At 37.1% G+C, this 21,829-nt stretch carries 16 protein-coding genes; all 16 read left to right on the top strand.

Going from position 1 to position 21,829, the window contains the following annotated elements; genetic code table 11:
- Nucleotides 1-219 precede the first annotated feature (219 nt).
- The 16 genes from RBU59_RS07815 to RBU59_RS07740 all read left to right on the top strand — a co-directional run bounded on the left by RBU59_RS07815 (nucleotide 220) and on the right by RBU59_RS07740 (nucleotide 21,816).
- Nucleotides 220-981: a DeoR/GlpR family DNA-binding transcription regulator gene (locus RBU59_RS07815; protein WP_308147318.1), complete on the top strand. Its 762-nt coding sequence runs from the start codon at nucleotides 220-222 to the stop codon at nucleotides 979-981.
- 46 nt (nucleotides 982-1,027) lie between these two features.
- Nucleotides 1,028-2,470 carry a leucyl aminopeptidase family protein gene (locus RBU59_RS07810; protein WP_308147317.1) on the top strand — a complete coding sequence of 481 codons (1,443 nt, stop codon included), beginning with the start codon at nucleotides 1,028-1,030 and terminating at the stop codon, nucleotides 2,468-2,470.
- A 2-nt stretch (nucleotides 2,471-2,472) separates the two neighbouring features.
- Nucleotides 2,473-3,219 carry a copper homeostasis protein CutC gene (locus RBU59_RS07805; RefSeq protein ID WP_308147316.1) on the top strand — a complete coding sequence of 249 codons (747 nt, stop codon included), beginning with the start codon at nucleotides 2,473-2,475 and terminating at the stop codon, nucleotides 3,217-3,219.
- A gap of 16 nt (nucleotides 3,220-3,235) precedes the next feature.
- Nucleotides 3,236-5,692: a transglutaminase-like domain-containing protein gene (locus RBU59_RS07800; protein WP_308147315.1), complete on the top strand. Its 2,457-nt coding sequence runs from the start codon at nucleotides 3,236-3,238 to the stop codon at nucleotides 5,690-5,692.
- Between the two features lie 116 nt (nucleotides 5,693-5,808).
- Nucleotides 5,809-5,955 (top strand): hypothetical protein, encoded by a 147-nt coding sequence (locus RBU59_RS07795; RefSeq protein ID WP_308147314.1) that lies wholly within the window; start codon nucleotides 5,809-5,811, stop codon nucleotides 5,953-5,955.
- A gap of 311 nt (nucleotides 5,956-6,266) precedes the next feature.
- Entirely contained in the window at nucleotides 6,267-7,823 is a 1,557-nt protein-coding gene (locus tag RBU59_RS07790; RefSeq protein ID WP_308147313.1) for a sodium/proline symporter, read from the top strand.
- Nucleotides 7,824-7,919: 96 nt separating this feature from the next.
- On the top strand, nucleotides 7,920-8,315 hold the full coding sequence (locus RBU59_RS07785; protein ID WP_308147312.1) for a DUF2500 domain-containing protein: 396 nt from the start codon (nucleotides 7,920-7,922) through the stop codon (nucleotides 8,313-8,315).
- Between the two features lie 254 nt (nucleotides 8,316-8,569).
- Entirely contained in the window at nucleotides 8,570-9,589 is a 1,020-nt protein-coding gene (locus RBU59_RS07780) for a LacI family DNA-binding transcriptional regulator (RefSeq protein ID WP_308147311.1), read from the top strand.
- Between the two features lie 135 nt (nucleotides 9,590-9,724).
- Nucleotides 9,725-11,080, top strand: a complete 1,356-nt coding sequence (locus RBU59_RS07775; RefSeq protein WP_308147310.1) for an ABC transporter substrate-binding protein — start codon at nucleotides 9,725-9,727, stop codon at nucleotides 11,078-11,080.
- A gap of 149 nt (nucleotides 11,081-11,229) precedes the next feature.
- Nucleotides 11,230-12,120: a carbohydrate ABC transporter permease gene (locus RBU59_RS07770; RefSeq protein ID WP_308147309.1), complete on the top strand. Its 891-nt coding sequence runs from the start codon at nucleotides 11,230-11,232 to the stop codon at nucleotides 12,118-12,120.
- Entirely contained in the window at nucleotides 12,117-12,923 is an 807-nt protein-coding gene (locus RBU59_RS07765) for a carbohydrate ABC transporter permease (protein WP_308147308.1), read from the top strand. The genes RBU59_RS07770 and RBU59_RS07765 overlap by 4 nt, the downstream gene beginning before the upstream one ends.
- Before the next feature lie 45 nt (nucleotides 12,924-12,968).
- On the top strand, nucleotides 12,969-15,080 hold the full coding sequence (locus RBU59_RS07760) for a beta-galactosidase (RefSeq protein WP_308147307.1): 2,112 nt from the start codon (nucleotides 12,969-12,971) through the stop codon (nucleotides 15,078-15,080).
- Nucleotides 15,081-15,350: 270 nt separating this feature from the next.
- A complete protein-coding gene (locus tag RBU59_RS07755; protein WP_308147306.1) occupies nucleotides 15,351-17,132 on the top strand; it encodes a bifunctional homocysteine S-methyltransferase/methylenetetrahydrofolate reductase in 1,782 nt (593 codons plus the stop codon).
- 138 nt (nucleotides 17,133-17,270) lie between these two features.
- Nucleotides 17,271-18,416, top strand: coding sequence for a metallophosphoesterase (locus RBU59_RS07750; protein ID WP_308147305.1), 1,146 nt, complete (start codon nucleotides 17,271-17,273; stop codon nucleotides 18,414-18,416).
- Nucleotides 18,417-18,452: 36 nt separating this feature from the next.
- Nucleotides 18,453-21,023 carry a homocysteine S-methyltransferase family protein gene (locus RBU59_RS07745; protein ID WP_308147304.1) on the top strand — a complete coding sequence of 857 codons (2,571 nt, stop codon included), beginning with the start codon at nucleotides 18,453-18,455 and terminating at the stop codon, nucleotides 21,021-21,023.
- Between the two features lie 298 nt (nucleotides 21,024-21,321).
- The gene (locus RBU59_RS07740) at nucleotides 21,322-21,816 is read left to right on the top strand and encodes a MarR family winged helix-turn-helix transcriptional regulator (RefSeq protein WP_308147303.1); all 495 of its coding nucleotides are present in this window, start codon (nucleotides 21,322-21,324) and stop codon (nucleotides 21,814-21,816) included.
- The last annotated feature ends 13 nt before the right edge of the window (nucleotides 21,817-21,829 follow it).

Raw genomic sequence — 21,829 nt, 5'->3', positions numbered from 1 at the left:
GATAATTAGGAAAAGACGATTCTGACATATGTAACGGTAACACTTTGATTACATTGATAATCACTTTAAAAGATAATTTAATTATGTGTTAAAAAGTGATAATATGGTATTATATGTAGATTTAACCCAATAATTATGTGATTGTAATTTGGGAAAAGGATGTAAAACTATTTCTTAGTGTTAAAGAGTTAATGATAGAAAGAAAGTTGAGGCAGGTAAATGTTTACAGAGGAAAGATTAGATGCAATCTTACAATGTCTTCACCAGGACGGAAAAGTCCGGGTTAAAAATTTAAGCGAACAATTCCAGGTAACGGAGGATTGCATCCGTAAAGATTTAAAAGTGCTGGAGAATGCAGGAAAATTAAAAAGGACTTACGGAGGTGCGATTTTATCCCAGGACTACCCGCTGGAGAGAGATGTAATTGACAGAAGAACCTATAATGAAGAGAAAAAGATAATCATAGCAAAAAAAGCAGCTGATTTAATTAAGGATCATGAAACAATTTTTCTGGATATATCCACAACAAATATAAAACTGGCGGAGATTCTGGTTGAAACCAGAAAACGGCTGGTAGTAGTAAGTAATATGATAGACATATTACAGATACTGGCGCGAAGTTCAACGATAACACCCATCGGCACAGGAGGAACCATGTATCGGACGGTAAATGGTTTCATGGGAGCTGCTACCATTGAGGTCATTAAGCAATATAGTTTTGACCGGGCCTTTATCGGAAGCTGTGGAGTGGATATGGTGGACTTATCCATTACTACCTTGGGAGTAGAAGACGGACTGACTAAAAAAGCTGCCTTACTAAGCAGCAGGCATAAGTATATTGTTATGGAACGGGATAAGTTTTATTTTAATGACTCTTACAAATTTGCACATTTTGATGATATAAACGGAATTATTACGGATGAAAATCCGGATCAGTCTACGATGAACGTATTGGATGCTGCCGGAATAACTTTGTATTAGTGAAAACCGGGTTATTAGCTGGAATAAATGAGAAAAAGGGGTTTTTATGATTCGTATTGTTAAAGGCAATGCAGATAATTATCAGGTAGATTTTTATTTTAAAAATGATACTGATTTAAATGGAATATCTGCGAATATAAGAGAAATATTTGGCGGCGAATATCTTCAGTCTGTCTTTTTAGCAAAAGAGAATGGAACCATGTCATTACTTGTAGGACTCGGAACAGAAATTAACGACAGGCTTCATATAAAAGAGTTATCCGCCAAAGCTGTAAAGCAGATGAAATTGCATAAGATTAACACTTTCTCAATGAATATTGGCAAGGTTATATCCGCTTATGGTATAGACTGTATTCGGGATATAGCGGAAGGGCTTATGCTTGGATGTTACGAACAGGTTAAATTTCCTGCACAAGACAGGGAGGATTTTATAATCGATTTAAACGGAATCCCGGATAAAGAAATGGAAGCCGCTAAGTTTTTATTAAAGGAAACAATTCCTGTAATCGAGGGAGTCCGATTTGCGAGAGATATGGTTAATCTTCCGGGAAATCAGTTAAGGCCGGCCCAATTTGCCGAAGAAATCAAAATATTTCTAAAGGATACAGGAGTTAAAACAGAACTGTTTGATTATGCAAAATTAAAGAAAATGGGTATGGGAGGATTAACAGCAGTCGGTGAAAGCAGTGAATTTCCGCCTTGTTTTATGATAGTGCGTTATTTGGCAGACCCGGATAATCAGGAAATTACAGCATTAGTGGGAAAGGGGGTGACCTGTGACACGGGAGGGTATTGCTTAAAACCGGCTGCTTCCATGCTGGGTATCAAAGGTGACATGGCTGGCGGTGCAGCGGTTACAGGTGCCATCTATGCCTTGGCAAAAAATAAGGTAAAAACAAATGTAATCGGTTTAATTCCTATTTGTGAGAACAGGATATCTCCGGGAAGTCTGTTGCCAGGTGACGTTATTACATCCTATTCCGGTAAAACCATTGAAGTAATTAATACGGATGCTGAGGGCAGGCTTATATTAGCAGATACTGTTGCTTATGCAACGGCAAATGAAAAGGTCACCAGGGTGCTTGATATTGCAACCTTAACCGGAGCTGTGGTAAACATGTTAGGCTTTAGTGTAGCCGGTGTTGTAACGGATGATCAGAAATTTTTTGAGGAATTTCGTTCGGCCTATAAAATATCCGGTGAACGTTACTGGAGGCTTCCGGTATATCCGGAACATGAGAAAATGATAAAAAGTAAAATTGCAGATATAAAAAATATGGGTGAAAAGCATTGCGGGACGATTACTGCAGGATTATTTATTAAGGCATTTGCTAACGGTTTGCCATGGCTGCATATTGATATTGCCGGAACTGCATGGGTTGATTCTCCCATTTTTGAATATCAGTCCCAAGGCGCCACCGGTGCCGGTGTAACGTCCATTTATTACCTTTGCAATAAAAATCGGTCAACTGATCGAAAGGAGAGATAAGAATGGTTAATTATACTCTGGAAGCTTGTGTGGATTCGGTTGAATCAGCCCTTGGAGCCAGTAGAGGCGGAGCAAACAGACTGGAACTATGCAGTAATTTAATTATCGGCGGTACAACACCTAGTAAATGGTTATTAAAAGAGGTTCAAAAGTATACGGATATAAAAATCAATGTATTAATACGTCCCAGATTTGGAGATTTCTGTTATTCGGAATATGAGTTTAATATAATGAAAGAAGAAGTCAGGATGTTCAAAGAGTTAGGGGTGAATGGTGTGGCATTAGGAATTTTAAAACCGGATGGAACCTTGAATCGAAACCAGATGGAGATCTTAATCGGTTTGACCGGAGCGATGGAGGTAACCCTGCACAGAGCATTTGATGTCTGTTTCGATCCCTTAGAAACCCTGAAAGAAGCAAAACAGCTGGGAATCCGATCCATTCTTACATCCGGCCAGAAAAATACCTGTATGGAGGGAAGCAGCCTGATTAAGGAGCTGGTTGAAAATAGTCAGGGTGAGATAGAAATTTTAGTGGGGGGTGGAGTAGATGCTGAGGTAATTAAAAAAATAGGACCCATCACAGGTGCGAAAGCGTTTCATATGTCAGGAAAAGTGAATGAAGAGAGTAATATGAATTTCCGTAAAGAAGGAGTCAGCATGGGACTTCCCTCCCTTGATGAATATGTCATCTGGAGAACGGATGAAAGCAAGATCCACAAAGCACGGCAGGTTTTAGAAAGTATATAATTGGAGTGGTAGATTCATGTTTTCAGAAAAAAATATAAATAGAATTGACAATAAATTTAATCAATTAATGAAAGAACTTCCGTTTTTGCAGGAGGAAGTGTTTAACAGATTTAAGAATTTCGGGAAAGATACAGTATTAGCTTTGAAATATTTATATGTAACTATGCCTTATAGTGATATATCCAATTACCCCTTTGATACCTTTTTAGATTATGCCGAACATGGGATACAAATATGGCAAAATGGTCCTTACAGCAGCAAAATACCGGAAGATATATTTTTGAATTACGTCCTGTATCACCGTGTTAATGAGGAAGAGATTTTACCCTGCCGGACCTTTTTCTATGAGAAGTTAAAAGACAGGATTCCATATCTTGCTATGAAAGAAGCTGTTTTGGAGGCCAATTACTGGTGCGCAGAAGAAGTTACTTATCAATCCACAGATGAAAGGACCAGAGCACCAATCGCTGTTTATCACTGCGGATACGGCAGATGTGGTGAGGAATCCACATTTTGTGTAAGCGTTCTTCGCAGTATTGGAATTCCGGCCAGACAGGTTTATGCACCCAGATGGTCTCACTGTGATGATAATCATGCCTGGGTAGAGGTTTGGTGTGACGGCAGCTGGTATTTTATCGGAGCCTGTGAACCGGAAGAAATCTTAAACAAAGGCTGGTTTACCAATGCCTCTTCCAGGGCTATGCTGATCCATTCCAGGTGGTTTGATTTTATAGAACAGGAAGATGAGATAATCAGTAAAGAGGGAATGGTAACTCTGTTAAACCAGTTGGAAAGATATGCGCCGGTTCAGTCTGTTAGGGTTAAAGTGACAGATGAAGCAGGAAGGCCGGTGGAGAGTGCTAAGGTCGAATTTCAGATCTTAAATTATTCCGAATTAGCTGACCTGGCAACTCTTTGGACTGATGAAGCAGGTAAAGTAAAAATTAAACTAGGACTGGGCAGTATCTTAATTCATGTCAGCAAGGATGACGTTTATAAGGAAATTTTAATTGATACCAGATTTCAGGCAGAAGCTGCTGTTACCTTAAGGCAAGAAGTTTCAAGTGAAAACAAATGGGAAGTATTTGATATAGTTGCACCTACTGACAGTCCGGTAAATACCCAAATGCCATCCCTGGAACAAAAGGAAGCTGGAATCATAAAGTTTCGTAAGGCTTCAGAAAAAAGACTGATTAAAGTAAAAACTCTTAAAAATAAAGAAGCAGATAAGTTTTTGGAAAGTGATAAAAGTACAAGATACTTAAAAAATAAAGTATTAGAAAGTTTAACGGCCAAAGATAAAACTGACATAACGGCGGAAATACTGGAGGAACATTTATTGGCTGCCTTGCCTTTTATAGACCCGTATGAGGAGAAAATATTTATAACATATCTGTTAAATCCGAGGATAAAAAATGAACCTATAACAAAATACCGCACTTACATTAATGATTTTTTTTCTCCAGAGGAAAAAGAAATATATAGAAAACAGCCAAGACTTATCTGGGAGTGGATCAACAAGAATATACAAAGCCGAACAGAAAAAGAACATCCCAATGTGGTAACCACACCGGTGGGCTGTCTAAAGTCCGGTTTTGGATGTGAATTATCAAAAAAAATATTATTTGTCGCAATAGCCAGGACATTAGGGTTAGCGGCCAGATTAAATTCCCGGAACGATACCATGGAATATTGGAATAAAACACAGTTTATTTCGTTATTAGAAAATAACATAAAGCTTTCGAGTTTATTATTAATAAGCAGAGAGGAGAAAATAACCTGGTCTTATTACCAGAATTATACCATTGCTAAGTATAATAAGGGAACTTATACTACCCTGAAATTGGAGGGTGAAGTTTTTAAGGACGGACAATTAAGGCTTATCCTGGAACCGGGAACATACCGAATAATTACATCGAATCGTCTGCCAAACGGCAATATTTTTGCCAATCAATATAGTTTCAGACTTATTGCAGGAGCTTATGAGAAAGTAGATTTATCCTTACGGGAAGCAAAGCTTACCGATATGCTTGAGAACATTTCCATAAGTGATTTTACGTTAAAAAAGGAATCCGGAGAAACGGTAACGGGCAGTGAGCTGACAAGTCATAAAAAACGGATTCTTCTTTGGCTGGAAGATAATAAAGAACCTACCGAACATATTTTAAATGAGCTTCTGGAGAAATCCAATGATTTTGATACATACGCAGATAGTCTGGTTTTTATCGTCCGTAATAAAAAATCCCTTGCAGTTCCTACCATAAGGAAAGTAATCAATATATTTCCAGGAGTAGAAATTTTATATGACGATTTTAAAGAAAATATTCAGGTATTGGGACGAAGATTATATGTTGACCCTGATAAACTGCCGCTTATCGCCGTGACAACGAAAGAATTAAATGTGATTTATGCAGCCAGCGGTTATAACGTAGGAACCGGAGATATGCTGTTAAGGCTTCTAAGAGAAGTGTAATGTTTATAAATAAAATCTCTGAGAAAGAAAATCCGCGAGGAATATTCTATACTTTTTCTAGAAGTAAATACATATTTATATCAGTTTTACAAAAACTAATACTGAGGTGATTATGTATGGACAAATCAAAAACAGAGAAAAAACAGCAAAAAAAAGAAAATGAAAAATTTAACAGCATTACCAATAAGGTTAAAGTAGAAAATCAGAACCAGACCCATAATGTTGTAGATGAAGGCATTGGGCCGATTAATCAAAAAAGATAAAAAGCAGCATGGGGCTGTTACAAAATCTTTAGTTTATACTCTAAGAATTTTGTATCGGCCCATGCTGTTTTTATGTAATAAGACACAACACAATGTTCTATAAAAAGAATACAGAAACTATAGAAACTATGCAGCAGATTAGGTCAGAAAAGGCATATTTATTTTTACTCACAATATAATGAAATAATATAAAAAATAGTGGATTTATATTCATGAAAATTATATAATAAGTCTAGCAAAGGCCTAAAATTAGATAAATTTCCAATATAGGCGGTTGCAAAAATGTATAAATAGTACGGGAGGATTTATGAATGAGTAAACTGGAGATATTCCTGACCATGGCAAGCTATATGGCTTTGGTAATCGGAATCGGCGTGTATTATGCTAAAAGGGCAAATGAAAGCTCGGAGAATTATTTTATCGGCGGAAGATCCTTAGGCCCCTGGGTTACTGCTATGAGTGCGGAAGCTTCCGATATGAGCGGATGGCTTTTAATGGGATTACCTGGAGTGGCATATTGGGTTGGATTAAGCGATGCGGCCTGGACAGCAATTGGATTATTAGCCGGTACTTATATTAATTGGCTGATTGTAGCAAAAAGGCTTCATGGTTATTCCATTGTTGCAGGCAATTCAATCACTATTCCGGATTTTTTCAGTAACCGTTATAAAGAAAAGAATAAAGTTATAATGACAATAGCGGCTGCATTCATTCTCGTATTTTTTACGGTATATGCTTCCAGTTGTTTTGTAACAGTTGGAAAACTATTCAGTACCTTATTTGGATTCTCCTATCAATCCATGATGATAGCAGGTGCGATATTTGTTGTGGTTTATACCTTTTTAGGCGGATTTTTAGCAGAAAGTGCATCGGATTTCATGCAGGGTGTCGTTATGTTTCTTGCTTTGCTTGTAATATTAGTGACGTCCGTCGTTTATGCCGGCGGACTACCCGCAGTAATGGAAAATATTAAAGATATACCAGGATTTCTTTCCTTTTTTGGCATAGCAACACCGGATGTAGCTGATGGCGTTCAGAAACTATCACAAAACGGTTCTCCTTTATTTAATGAAGCAGGCACTTACGGATTTTTGACTATTCTATCTACCCTATCCTGGGGACTTGGTTATTTTGGTGTACCACAGGTACTTTTAAGATTTATGGCCATCCGGAAACAGTCGGAATTAAATCAATCCAGAAGAATTGCGACGATTTGGTGCTGCATCTCCCTGACGGCAGCAGTATTTATCGGATTAATCGGAAGATCCATATATCCGGATGTCCTGCTTACGAAAAGTGATGCAGAGAGCATATTTATAACAATGTCTACAAATCTTTTGCCGTCTGTATTGGCAGGGCTTGTAATGGCAGGAATTTTGGCCGCAACCATAAGTTCATCCGATTCCTATCTTTTAATTGCTGCTTCCGCTTTCTCAAAAAATATTTTTCAGGGTATTTTAAAAAAATCCGCTACAGACAAAGAAGTTATGAAGGTTTCCCGTATTATCTTAATTTCAATAGCAGTGGTAGGTGCTATTATAGCTTTAGATGAAAAAAGCATTATATTTACGATTGTATCTTTTGCCTGGGCTGGATTTGGTGCAACATTCGGTCCGATTATGCTGTTCTCCCTATTCTGGAAGAGGACTACGAGAGAAGGTGCTATTGCAGGACTATTAACAGGCGGTATCGCAGTGTTTATCTGGAAACTGTTTATAAAACCTATGGGCGGAATATTTGGAATTTATGAATTACTTCCAGCTTTTATCCTTTCTGCAGTTGCTATTTTGGTTGTATCCCTTTTGACAAAAGAACCTTCAGACGAAATCCAAAAAGAATATGATAGGGCAAAAGATTATAGGGATTAGTAACTTCTGAAAGTTTGATCGATGTATTAAATGTTTCCAACCCTTAGCATTTTATGGTATAATATATAAAATAGTGTAAGGAGGAAGAAAAAATCTATGGGAATGAATCAATTTGGCTCATTTAGTTTTATGTTCACAATATTTCCAATTATATTTTTTCTAATGTCAATTCTTATAATAGGCGTTACAGTATATAGTATCAGTCAAAAGGTAAAGCAGAATACTCATAATAACAATTCACCGGTTTTAACGGTGGATGCTGTCATAACATCGAAAAGAACCGATGTATCCAGCCATTATCACAATAATGCAACAGATAATTCTCTGGATCACTATAATTCTTCTACTTGGTATTATACCACTTTTCAGGTAGAGAGTGGTGATCGGATTGAGTTAGAAGTCACAGGAAGCGAATATGGTTTACTTGCAGAAGGTGACATAGGAAAATTGACTTTTCAAGGTACCAGATACTTAGGTTTTGTGAGAAAATAAGACGACAGAATAATAAAGCGAATCATAAAAACAACATTTTTCTTTGAGAAATGTTGTTTTTTTATAGATTAAAAGAAAAGAAGCGCAACCGATTGCTCATAAAATGATTTATTTACCCGATAAATGGATGCAGACTTGTCATAAAATCAGTTAAAATATAGTAAAACCGCCTGCTGATTATCCGTTGACAACATAAAATACTGATGATAATATATAATTGAACAACCGATTGCACAATGTAAAGGGGGTACGAAATGAACGATGGAGATAAAATAAGAGCATCGAAGAATATTACTATTGACGATATTGCTGAAGAATTGGGATTATCAAAGTCAACAATATCCAGAGCAATATCCGGTAAAGGCAGAATCAGTGAATCCACTATGTTAAAAGTGAGAGAATATATCAGGCTGCATAATTATAAGCCCAATGCCATTGCTAAGGGATTAGCCCAAAGTAAAACATATAATATTGGTGTTATTCTGCCTGCAGATGCAAATCTTATTGAAATACCTTTTTTCCAAAGTTGTTTAATGGGCATTTGTGAGGAAACAGCTATACAGGATTACGATGTTGTAGTTACTACTGTTAAAGAAGATGATATTACTTTCTTAAAAAGGCTGATACATAATCAGAAAGTAGACGGAGTCATTTTAACCAGATCCTTAGTAAATGACGCTCCTGCTAATTTTCTGAAAGAATGCGGAATTCCTTTTGTGGTTATCGGCTCCTGTGAAGATAATGAAATTATTCAGATTGATAACAATCATGTAGAAGGCTGCTGCGAACTGACATCAATTTTACTGATATCCGGAAACCGGTCTTTGGCTTTATTAGCTGGAAATCAGAATCACATTGTCAACCGGAACCGCTATGCGGGTTTTGTGAAAGCATTTCAGGATTTAAAGATTAACATGGATAACAGCATGGTATTCTTAGATATGAATAATAACGTTTTAATCGACCGTGCAGTTAATCAGATTATGGAACGGCATTTAGATTGTATTGTATGTTCTGATGATTTAATATGTTCCAGGGTACTGGCTAAGTTAAATGAAGATAATTATTCAGTTCCGGAGGATATAAAAGTTGCTTCTTTTTACAATAATGCACATTTGGAAAGTTATAATCCACCTATCACATCCCTCAGTATTAATCCGAAAGAATTAGGAATAAATGGGGCAAAGAAATTAATTGACACTATTTCGGGGGTTACCGGAATTCAGAAAACCTGGGTTAATTATGAGATTGTGCTTAAGAGGTCGACCAAGTAAAGATTTGTTGATTTGCTTTTATGATGGTATTTTGTTAACTTTATGACACTATTTGGTTCAACCGCGTAAAGAGGTACGGCAAAAACCGTGTTGCTGCTGAATAGTCACAACTACATAATGTTTAGGAGGAGATCTATGAAGAAATTACTTTCTTACTTACTGGTTTTCGTTATGGTAACTGCTTTGACAGCATGCAGTCCCAGAAACGGTGCTAAAGAAACTGAAACAGCCGGTAATGTTAACTCCACTAAAGATGAAAAGACAGAGGATACAAAGGCATCAACCTCTGGAGATAATAATACACTTACCGTTTGGTGCTGGGATCCTGCTTTTAATATTTATGCGATGCAGGAAGCAGAAAAAGTTTATCAAAAGACAAATCCTGATTTTAAACTAAATATAATTGAAACGCCCTGGGACGATGTTCAAACCAAGCTAACGACGGCTGCATCCTCAGGAGATCTTAAAACCTTACCTGATATTTTCCTGATGCAGGATAATGCTTTCCAGAAAAACTATGCTAATTTCCCGGAAGTTTTTACAGATTTAACAGGGAAAGGTATTGCTTATGATTCCTTTGCTCCGGCTAAAGTTGCTTATTCTGTCGTGGATGGAAAAAATTATGGAGTTCCATTTGATAATGGTACCGGTATTGATTGCCTAAGGACGGATGTTCTTGAACAGGCCGGATATACAATAAATGATTTTAAAGATATCACATGGGATAAATATATAGAACTTGGCAAGGACATACTTGCTAAAACCAAGAAACCTTTATTATCCGTTCAGGCAGGCAGCCCGGATTTAATTACCGAAATGCTTCAATCCTGCGGACAAAGTTTATTTAAAGAAGACGGCTCACCGAACATTGTCGGTAACCAGGCTTTAATAGAAGCAATAAATGTCTATACCACATTAGTAAAAGAAGGGGTTTTAATTGAAGTCAATGATTGGGATCAATATATCGGCACCTTTACAAATGGTACGGTAGCCGGTACCATGAATGGATGCTGGATTCTTGCTTCCATTCAGACTGCGGCTGACCAATCCGGTAAATGGGCATTAACCAATGTGCCAAAATTAAATGATGTTCAGGGCGCAACCAATTATACCAATAATGGCGGCTCCAGCTGGGCTATTTCTTCTAATAGCAAGAATGTGGACCTGGCAGTGGATTTCTTATCAAAAACCTTTGCTGGAAGTGTAGAACTTTATGAAACTATACTTCCGTCTTCCGGTGCACTGGCAACCTATCTGCCGGCCGGTGACAGTGATGTCTATGCAAAACCCTCTGAATTTTTTGGAGGACAGAAAATTTATGCGGATATAACAGAATTTGCTGGAAAAGTACCAAGCAATAATACCGGTGTTTATTATTATGAAGCAAGAGACGCAGTAGGTACCGCAATTACTAATGTAGTAAGTGGGGCTGACCTCGAATCTGAACTTAAGAATGCGGAAGATACCGTTAAATTCCAGATGGGACAATAATATAGAGCGCTGCTGTAATAACTTAAGGAAAGGTACCTGTTTGCTTAATAGAAACAGTATTATTTTCCAAAATACCTGCCGCAGGTTTTTACAGCAGTCTCTTTTACTATGGAAATTCTGGCATTAAGTTTTAGGAGGAGGCTTAATTTATGGACAACAGGAAGAAAAAGATAGGTCTAACCAAAAAAAGAAATTTGGTTGGCTGGTTTTTTCTATTGCCGGCAGTTTTATTGATTTGCTGGATGAGCTTTTTTCCAATGATAAGGGCACTGTTATTATCGTTTAGAACCGGTGTCGGTGTACATATGAAGTTTGCAGGGATGTATAACTATATAAGAATGATGCAGGATAAGGTATTTACACAGGCGTTATTTAATAACTTTTTCTATTTGATTATTCAGGTACCGATTATGCTGTTGTTGGCTCTGGGCCTGGCCTCCATGCTAAATAACAGAAATTTAAAATTGAAAGGTTTATTTCGGACAGCTATTTTCTTACCCTGCGCAACATCACTGGTTTCGTATGCTATTATCTTCCGTGCGTTGTTTGCCTTAGACGGTTTTATCAATACGATGCTGTTAAAGTTTGGAATCATCCATATTCCCATAAACTGGCTGGCTAATGCGGGTACTGCCAGAGCAGTTATTATTCTGGCATTAATCTGGAGATGGACGGGTTATAATATGGTGTTTTACCTTGCCGGATTACAGAATATTGAATATACCATTTATGAAGCTGCAAAAATCGACGGAGCCAGTTCATTTCAGCAATTTGGAAGAATTACAATTCCTTTGTTAAAACCTATAATACTTTTAACTGCTATTATGTCTACTAACGGAACCCTGCAGTTATTTGATGAATCCGTAAACTTAACCAACGGCGGGCCGGCTAATACCACAATTACTATGTCTCATTATATCTATAAAATATCCTTTGAATATTCACCTAATTTCGGATATGCCACAGCAATGTCTTTCCTGGTACTTATTTTAGTTGCGGTATTAGCTTTTATCCAAATGAAAGTAGGTGATAAGAGATGAGAAAGTTTAAAAGTTTTCTGAATTATTTCGTATTAACTGTTGTATCAATACTTTCAGTATTTCCGTTATATTGGATGGCCGTATCGGCCACAAATAAAAGTGTAGATATAATTGGAGGTAAATTAATACCCGGTAATTATCTTTTAGAGAATTGGAAAAGTCTATTACAGGCACAGGATGTTGGAAATGCACTTATGAATTCTTTTCGGAATTCCATACTTTTAACCCTGGTAAGTCTAATTATATGTTCTATTGCCGGTTATGGTTTTGAAGTTTATCACGACAAGGCAAAAGATACGGTAATGTCCATATTGCTCCTTGCCATGATGGTACCTTTTGTAGCTACATTAATACCGTTATTTCAGATGTTTTCCAAGATGGGTTTATTAAACAGCACAATTGGTTTTATCCTTCCAACTATCTCTACACCGTTTTTAATAATGCTGTTTCGCCAGAGTGCAAGATCTTTTCCTCATGATATCATTGAAGCAGCCAGAATTGATGGACTTGGTGAACTGAAAATATTCCTTCAGATGTTTATACCTACCATGCGGTCTACTTATGCCGCAGCTATGACTATCGTTTTTATGAATGCCTGGAATAATTATCTGTGGCCTAAAGTAATTATGCTGTCCAATGAAAAAATAACTATGCCAATGATGGTGGCAAATCTGCTTTCCGGATATGTAATTGATTACGGCATGGTGATGTTAGGTGTTTTAGTATGTACCATCCCAACGGTTATTGTTTTCTTCCTGCTGCAGAAGAGTTTTGCAGAAGGCATTACAGGAGCGGTAAAATAAACTTATATAATAAATTACAAAACGTGATAGGAGACTAATAGGAAAATGACAGAATTTAATTTTAACCCCAGATATTTAACGAAGGATAAGAAGCCGTGGTTTCCGATTATGGGAGAAATTCACTATTCCAGATATCCTAATAGCTATTGGAGAGATTCTTTGTATAAGATGAAGGCCGGTGGTGTAACGATTGTTTCTGCTTATGCCATCTGGATTCATCATGAAGAAATAGAGGGAGTATATGATTTTGAAGGTGATAAAGATTTAAGGACCTTTGTCAATACCTGCAAAGAATGTGGATTATATATGATACTCCGTATTGGGCCATGGACGCATGGGGAAGTGCGAAACGGTGGTTTTCCCGATTGGCTTCTTAAGAAGTCTTTTGAGCCAAGAACCAATGACCCAGCCTATTTTGAAGAAGTAAGAAAATATTATTCCATACTATATGAACAGGTGAAAGGTTTTCTATTAAAAGACGGAGGACCGATTATCGGTCTGCAGATTGAGAATGAATATGGTCATTGTGGTGGTTTAAACGGGGAAGCAGGGGAATTACATATGTCTATCCTGTACCGGATGGCAAAGGAAATCGGTTTTGAGGTACCTCTTTATACTGCCACAGGATGGGGCGGAGCGGTTACCGGCGGTCTTCTTCCGGTTATGGGCGGTTATCCTGAAGCACCCTGGGATCAGAGACTGACAGAAATAGAACCAAGCGGGAATTACATCTTTACCTACGAGAGAAACGATCATAATATAGGCAGTGATTATGGGTTCGGTACGGGTATTACCTATGACCTTAATAAATTTCCTTACCTTACTGCTGAACTTGGCGGCGGTATGCAGGTTACCAATCACAGGCGGCCGGTAGCTTATGCAGCGGATATCGGTGCCATGTCCTTAGTTAAATTAGGCAGCGGGGTTAATCTCTTAGGGTATTATATGTATCACGGCGGTACCAATCCTAAAGGAAAATTAACTACCTTGCAGGAGACCAGGGCTACGGGTTATCCCAGTGATCTGCCTGAGTTTAATTATGATTTCAGGGCCCCTGTGGGAGAATACGGGCAAATAACGGAAACCTTTAAAGAACTTAAGCTCTTAACCATGTTTATTAAGGATTTCGGAAGTGAGCTGTGCGAGATGAAAACGGATATCCCAAAAAGTAATCCATTATATCCGAATAATTTTACAGATCTGAGATCTTCCGTACGTCATAATGAGAATAGCGGTTATATCTTTGTAAATAACTATCAGAGAAGATATCCAATGAAAAAACATACCGGTCTTAGTTTAAAAGTAGATTTAGAAAAGGAAAAGATTGAGTTTCCACCCATTGATATTAGGGATAAGGAGTATTTCTTCTATCCTTTTAATATGAAAATTGGGGATGCTGTACTAAAAACAGCACTGGCAACGCCGCTTTGTATTCTGAATAATGAAATAAAAACTTATGTTTTCTATAGTAATCATCCTCCGCAATATAATTTTACCGGGGATTTAGGTGATAATAAGATAGTTAGCCTAAGCAGGGAGGAGGCTAAGAATGCCTGGAGGGTTAATCTGGATAAGGAATATCTGATTATAAGTAATTCTGCTGTAATTCAGACAGAGAATGGGATCGAAATAATCGGAAGAGAAGATGTCTTAACAAAAATTTATCCTCCAATTATCCGGGAAAATGTCAATACATCTTCTGCTGCAAACTCCCTGAAAGAGAGTCTCATCCGAAAAGATTTTGAGTATATTGGTATGGATGGAGATTTTACTGTATACAAAAAGAAAACAAATGACTCAAGTGTGAATGTCGGATATGAGCTCGTGGCTGACTTATCGGATAAGAAAGTATATGAAATTAAATTAGATTATCAGGGTAAAAGTTTGGAAGATTGCTTTATACAGATATCCTATGAGGGTGACAGAGCAAGATTATATCAGAAAGAGGAGTGTATAGCCGACCAGTTTTATTACGGCAAGACCTGGGAAATTGGTTTAAAACGCTTTGATTTTCCCAATGAATTACGGCTTGAGGTATATCCTTTAGAAGAGGATGCTCCGGTTTTTTTAGAAGAATGGCCTGTTATGGAAAACGGTAAAGCCTGCAGGGTTTTCGAAATAAGAGCGGAAGTTGAATATGTAACAATCATTGGATAAATAAGATTAGGTAATAGCGGAGGGATATCCTTTCTTTACTGCTGCAGAATTTAAATCTATCCTGCTTATGAGCATATAGATTTAAATTCTGCAGCAGTTTCTTTTTTGATGAAATATGACACTATTTTTAGGAATTTACATATTATTGTAGATAGGATATCTTATAAAAATACACAATCTTGTATTTTCTTTATTTCCTCTTTTCATTTGCTTCATTTCTTGCTATGATATAAAAAAGTTAAGTAAGAATGCAAACATAAGGAGAAGTCCATGAAGATACAGGAATATTTAAAACAACATAAATTGATTATAGACGGTGCAATGGGAACGTATTTTGCAAGACTTGAAAATAATGAAAATGCTGTCTCAGAATATGCTAATCTGACTGACCCTGTCAAGATACTTAAGATACATCAAAGTTATATAGAAGCAGGGGCCGTTTTGATTCGGACCAATTCCTTTGCAGCAAATCAGCAGGTATTAAATATTACAGCTGCAAAACAGGCAGAAATAATTACTGCAGCTTATAAACTTGCAAAACAGGCGGTTATTGAATCAGGCAGAGAAGTATATATAGCCTGTGATATCGGGCCGATTCCTGAATACAGCGCAAGAACAGAAGAAGAGCTGCTAGAGGAATATAAGCTGATATGCGATACCTTTTTAAAAGAAAATCCGGAGATTATATTATTTGAAACCTTTTCTGATTTAACTTATATAAAGAAATTGGTTCCTTATATAAAAGAAAAGGCGCCGGAGATTTTTATTATAACAAATTTTTTACTGAATAAAAACGGATATACAACGAAAGGTATCAGTGCAAGAACATTATTAGAAGAAATTGCAGGAATTAAGGAAATAGATGCAGGTGGTTTTAACTGCGGCATTGGTTCCGGACATATGTATCATATCTTGAAAAAATTGAATTTCCCAACGGATAAATTTATCGTCGCTGCACCAAATGCCGGTTACCCGGAACAATTTCAAAACCGTATGATATTTATGGATAATGAAGCTTATTTTGAAGAAAACATGCAGAGAATCGTAGAGCTTGGTGTAGATATCATCGGTGGCTGCTGCGGTACGACACCCGGTTATATAAAGAAAATAACCGATAAGATAGACTTACAGGAGAATAAGAGGGGAATTCGTATCAGCCTTACTGTAAAAGCTGAAAAACAGATAGAACTGCGGGCAAATGAGTTCTTCCGCTTATTGGAATCCGGCAAAAAGGTGATTGCTGTTGAACTTGATCCGCCTTTTGATGCAAAAGATGATCAGATTATAACCTGCGCCCATAAATTAAAGGAGACAGGAGCAGATATCATTACCATGGCTGATTCGCCTATGGGAAGAAGCCGTGCAGATTCCATTCTGATGAGTATAAAACTTATGAAGGAAACTGGTATGTCTGTAATGCCTCATGTATGTTGCAGAGATAAAAATATGATTGCTATGAGATCCGGACTTCTGGGGGCTTATGCCAATGGAATACGAAATGTGCTAATCGTAACAGGTGATCCCATACCCAGTGAAAATCGTCAGTCCACAACGGGTGTTTTTGATTATAATTCCATTCAATTAATGGAGTATGTGAAAGAAATGAATCGGGAACATTTCAGTGAAGAACCCATATATTATGGGGGTGCCTTAAATTATGGCAGGGGGCCGCTAGAGAAAGTAATTGAGAGAATGGAGAAAAAAATAGAAGGGGGTGCCAAATATTTTTTAACCCAGCCTATTTTTACCGACGAAGATATCGAAAGGGTTAAATCAATTAAGAGTAAAGTAGATACCAAAATATTATGTGGTATTATGCCTTTAGTCAGTTACCGGAATGCAAATTTCATTAAAAATGAAATTTCAGGAATCCATGTCCCGGATTGGGTTATAGAACGCTACAGTCCAGAGATGACTAAGGAAGAAGCAGAATGGACCGGAGCTAAAATAGCCGGTGAAATTATTGAAAGATTAAATCCTTTTGCGGATGGATATTATTTTATGCTTCCTTTCAACAGGGTAAGTCTTATGGATAAGATTAAAATAAAATAAAACACAGGAGGCAGCAATAATCTGTAACGATTCAGAACACCAGGGATTAGTGCGTTAAAAGCACGCATCAAAACACTGTTCGTTAGAACCGCAGTGACTAAATTGTCACAATAATTTAACGATAGGGGAAGTGATAGTTTGTTAGCCAGTGTTAAGAGAATAGTAGTGGAAGAAAATCGTAGAATGATTGCTGTCAGTGATATACATGGGAACCTGTCAGGGCTGAAAAAGCTTCTTAATAAATTGAACTTCAGTAAGGAGGATTACTTATTTATTGCCGGTGATATGATTGAAAAAGGTCCTCAAAGCTTAAATACTCTTAGATTTATTATGGAATTGTGCAAAACCCATAATGTATTTCCGGTAAAAGGAAACTGCGATTTTGCTGCGGTGGAAATATATCATGACAAAGTTCATAAGGAATTATTAAATTATATGTTACGGAGAAAGAAATGTCTTCTCAATGAAATGTGTGAAATTTTATCTATCAAAGTATCCAGAGAATCGGATATGAAAAAAATAAAAGAAGCACTCGATCAGAATTTCAGTGAAGAATTAAACTGGATAGCGGGATTGCCTGATATCATTGATACTCAGAAATTTACCTTTGTCCATGCGGGTTTGTCGTCAAAAGAGCTGGATAAACAAAAGGCAGAAAAGGTGCGAAGTCTCGATGCATTTTTAAATCAGGGAGTATACCTGGATAAGTATTGTATTGTGGGTCATTGGCCTGTGGTTTTATATTCAGAAGCAATACCGGACTGTAATCCGATTGTTGATAATAAACATAAAATAATCAGTATTGACGGAGGAAATGTAGTCAAAAGAAACGGACAGCTTAATGCTTTTATTATTCCTCATATCAATTCCGAAGAATTTTCCTATCTTTCTTTTGATGAAATCAGAGAGGGTATTATTATAAGTACGACAGAGGATAATAACAGGTTTTGGAACAGCCCTAAATCAAAAGAAAATCAAGAACCGGACTTACCGGATAAACAAAATTCTATGCTGATTCACTGGATAGATAATAAGATTAATGTATTAGAAAAAGAAGATGAATTTTCCTACTGTGAACATAATTCCACGAAATACCGGATGTGGATTTTAAATAAATACATTTATAAAGAAAAAGACGGTTATTACTGTGAAGACTCTACGGATTATCAACTGCCGGTAAAAACAGGGGAATTGGTTTCCGTCATAGAAGTTACGAAGAAAGGTTACCTGATTAAAAAAAACGGTATTACCGGTTGGTTTTTTGGTAATATAGAATTATTATAAGTAAAATAAAGTACCAATAGGAAGTGAGGTCAAACGATGACAAAAAAAGAATTTTTGGATTTAATCAATAAAAAAATCGTTCTTCTTGATGGGGCAATGGGAAGTAATATGCAAAAAAGTGGAATGCCCTCCGGAGTTTGCCCGGAAAAGTGGATTCTGGAACACAGCAATGTCTTGGTGAAGCTGCAGAAAGACTACCTTGAAGCCGGATCGGATATTTTATATGCACCTACCTTTACCAGTAATCGGATTAAATTGAAGGAATATGGACTGGCAGACGATATAGAACGTATTAACCGGGAGTTGGTAAGATTATCCAGGAAGGCGGTAAGTGAAGCTCAATTAAATAAAAGGAACGTTTATATTGCCGGGGATCTGACCATGACCGGGGAACAGTTATCACCTATTGGTACTATAGAGTTTGAAGAATTAGTGGATGTCTATAAAGAACAGATATCTTATCTGTTAATGGAAGGTGTGGATTTATTTGTTATAGAAACCATGATGAGCCTGCAGGAGTGCAGAGCGGCGGTATTGGCGGTTAAGGAAAGCTGTGAATTGCCTGTTTTGGTTACTTTAACTTTTAATGACAATATGCACACGTTTTACGGAACCGATCCTGTAACTGCAATGGTAGTTCTGCAGAATATGGGAGTGGATGCAGTGGGTGTGAACTGTTCTACCGGCCCTGAAAAAATGTGTCAGGTTGTAACAGCCATGAAAGAATACGCGAATGTCCCAATTATAGCAAAACCAAATGCTGGGTTACCGGTATTAATTGATAATGAAACCGTATTTAGTTTGGGACCGGAGGAATTTGCAGTACAGGCCAAAAAGTTAGTGGATGCCGGTGCCAGTCTTGTGGGAGGTTGTTGTGGTACAACCCCGGAACATATAAAATGTTTGAAAGAAGAGATTGATGCCAAGAAACCTCATATCATAAACCAAGTCAAAAGACGGACCTTAACAACAGAACGAAAAACACTTGATATAGATTTAGACGGACGTTTTATGGTAATCGGTGAAAGAATTAACCCTACCGGTAAAAAAGCTTTACAAGAGGAATTAAAGGAGGGAGAATTGGATACGGTTCTTAGCATGGCGGAAGAACAGGTGGAAAACGGTGCGGATATCTTAGATATTAATATGGGTATGAACGGTATCGATGAGAAAGAAATGATGATAAATGTGGTGAGAGAGGTAACCATGGCGGCGAATATACCTCTTTGCATTGATTCCAGCCATATTAGTGTAATCGAAGCCGCACTTCGTATCTATCCCGGCCGGGCATTAATTAATTCTATATCCTTAGAAAAGGAAAAATTTGAGAAATTAATTCCTATGGCAAAAAAATACGGAGCCATGTTTATTCTCCTGCCATTATCCGATAAAGGATTGCCTAAAGATATAGCTGAAAAGAAAGAGATAATTCAAACCATATTAAAAGAAGCAAAAAGGCAAGGGCTGACGAAAGAAGATATTATAGTAGACGGACTTGTAAACACGGTTGGAGCCAATAAGGATGCTGCCGTCCAGACACTTCAGACAATACAGTATTGTAAAGAAGAGTTAGGACTGGCTACTGTAGTAGGTTTATCCAATATTTCTTTTGGATTACCTGAGAGACAGTTTATTAATAGTACTTTTTTAGCCTTTGCCATACAGACAGGACTTACTATGGCAATAGCTAATCCTTCTCAGGACTTGTTGATTAATACTGCATTTGCAGCCGATTTGTTAAAAGGAAAAGAAGAGGCAGATATACGATACATTAACAGAGTTACGAAAAATCCCGTAGTTATTAAGAACGTAAATGACAAGGGAAAGGACATGGTACCTGAAACTAATGCCGGTACAGCAAATAAATCAGCTCATGCTGTTAATCATTCAGACAAGGAAAAAGGAATATCCGGCAACGATTCCTGTTGCAGTCCGGTAGAAGATAAAGCACAGATGGAAACACAGAAATCCAACCAGACGAATCAGGCTGTTTATGAAGGGGTAATAAAGGGAAATAAAAGAAATATGGTACAGCTGGTTACCCAGTCTTTGGAGGAGGGCAATCCCCCATCCTTTATATTGGACAATCTTTTGATTCCTGCTATTAACGAAGTTGGTCGGTTGTTTGATAAACAGATTTATTTCCTGCCGCAGCTAATCTCTTCCGCTGAAGCAATGAAATCTGCAATTGACTTTTTAGAACCAAAACTTAAGAAAGACGGTAATGATAAAAAATTGGGTACCATAGTAATTGCAACCGTTGCAGGAGACGTACACGATATCGGTAAGAATTTAGTGGTTCTAATGCTAAAAAATTATGGTTTTCAGGTTATTGACCTTGGTAAGGATGTTCCGTCTGTTAAGATTATAGATACTGCTAAGGAAAAGAATGCGGATATCATTGCCTTATCCGCTTTAATGACAACAACCATGCTGGAAATGAAAGAAGTGATACGTCTTAAAAAGGAATCCGGTTTAAATGCAAAAATTATCATTGGCGGTGCGGTAATTACCCAAAGTTATGCGGATGAAATCGGTGCTGACGGATATGCCAAGGATGCCGGTGAAACGGTTATAGTAGCAAAGAAGTTATTGGGAATCTTATAATAAGAAAATATGGTTTTCGTTAAAATGTCTGCCTGAGTTTTTTAGGCAGACTTTTTATTGCATAGGTAAAATGAAATCATTCATAAAATTTTTATAAATCAATTCTTACAATTAACTTAAGTTTTTTTTCGTATATTGACATACTTAGAAAAATAATTATAATAATTGTTAACCTACTCAACTATTAATCAGGTTAATCAATTTACTGTTTTAGAAGGGAGTCGGCAATAATAAAATTCATACTCATTGCACATAAGATATACTAAAGTACCAAATGATAAAACATAAGGAGGTTATAATGGAAAAAAATATTACTCATGAATTCTTATCAGTTATGAATAAACTGCGTAAACTGACACATAAACACCATCCTAAGGATATGGTTCATCAGGGTGAGTTTATGATGTTAGGAGCAATACATGGCTGTATGGAGGAAAATAAATTAAATCAAAAGGATGTTCCGGGCGTTAAGGTAAGTGAATTAAGTGATATGATTCATTCCACCAAACCGGCTACATCCAAAATGTTAAAGGCTCTGGAAGATAAAGGTTATATTGAGAGAATCTCGGATAAAAAAGACAGGAGAGTAGTCTATATACAACTATCTGCAGCCGGTGAAAAGATTATAAAAGAATCTTTTCACATAATGCATGCTTTTGCTGACCGTACTATTAAGAGAATGGGAGAAGAAGATGCAAAAGACTTTATCAACCTCCTTAACAAATTCTATGATGCAGTGTATGAGGAAATGAAAGACATGAAAAAAATGAAAGACGATTTTGATAAAGAATAAGAACATAAGAATG

Origin of the sequence: Anaerocolumna sp. MB42-C2, from assembly GCF_030913705.1 — a bacterium.
Lineage (GTDB): Bacteria > Bacillota > Clostridia > Lachnospirales > Lachnospiraceae > Anaerocolumna.
This window is presented reverse-complemented; position numbering and strand designations above follow the sequence as displayed.

What these genes read in the sequence shown, in the direction of transcription:
- RBU59_RS07815 (WP_308147318.1), top strand. Translation starts at nt 220, where the DNA reads ATGTTTACAGAGGAAAGATTAGATGCAATCTTACAATGTCTTCACCAG.
- RBU59_RS07810 (WP_308147317.1), top strand. Translation starts at nt 1,028, where the DNA reads ATGATTCGTATTGTTAAAGGCAATGCAGATAATTATCAGGTAGATTTT.
- RBU59_RS07805 (WP_308147316.1), top strand. Translation starts at nt 2,473, where the DNA reads ATGGTTAATTATACTCTGGAAGCTTGTGTGGATTCGGTTGAATCAGCC.
- RBU59_RS07800 (WP_308147315.1), top strand. Translation starts at nt 3,236, where the DNA reads ATGTTTTCAGAAAAAAATATAAATAGAATTGACAATAAATTTAATCAA.
- RBU59_RS07795 (WP_308147314.1), top strand. Translation starts at nt 5,809, where the DNA reads ATGGACAAATCAAAAACAGAGAAAAAACAGCAAAAAAAAGAAAATGAA.
- RBU59_RS07790 (WP_308147313.1), top strand. Translation starts at nt 6,267, where the DNA reads ATGAGTAAACTGGAGATATTCCTGACCATGGCAAGCTATATGGCTTTG.
- RBU59_RS07785 (WP_308147312.1), top strand. Translation starts at nt 7,920, where the DNA reads ATGGGAATGAATCAATTTGGCTCATTTAGTTTTATGTTCACAATATTT.
- RBU59_RS07780 (WP_308147311.1), top strand. Translation starts at nt 8,570, where the DNA reads ATGAACGATGGAGATAAAATAAGAGCATCGAAGAATATTACTATTGAC.
- RBU59_RS07775 (WP_308147310.1), top strand. Translation starts at nt 9,725, where the DNA reads ATGAAGAAATTACTTTCTTACTTACTGGTTTTCGTTATGGTAACTGCT.
- RBU59_RS07770 (WP_308147309.1), top strand. Translation starts at nt 11,230, where the DNA reads ATGGACAACAGGAAGAAAAAGATAGGTCTAACCAAAAAAAGAAATTTG.
- RBU59_RS07765 (WP_308147308.1), top strand. Translation starts at nt 12,117, where the DNA reads ATGAGAAAGTTTAAAAGTTTTCTGAATTATTTCGTATTAACTGTTGTA.
- RBU59_RS07760 (WP_308147307.1), top strand. Translation starts at nt 12,969, where the DNA reads ATGACAGAATTTAATTTTAACCCCAGATATTTAACGAAGGATAAGAAG.
- RBU59_RS07755 (WP_308147306.1), top strand. Translation starts at nt 15,351, where the DNA reads ATGAAGATACAGGAATATTTAAAACAACATAAATTGATTATAGACGGT.
- RBU59_RS07745 (WP_308147304.1), top strand. Translation starts at nt 18,453, where the DNA reads ATGACAAAAAAAGAATTTTTGGATTTAATCAATAAAAAAATCGTTCTT.
- RBU59_RS07740 (WP_308147303.1), top strand. Translation starts at nt 21,322, where the DNA reads ATGGAAAAAAATATTACTCATGAATTCTTATCAGTTATGAATAAACTG.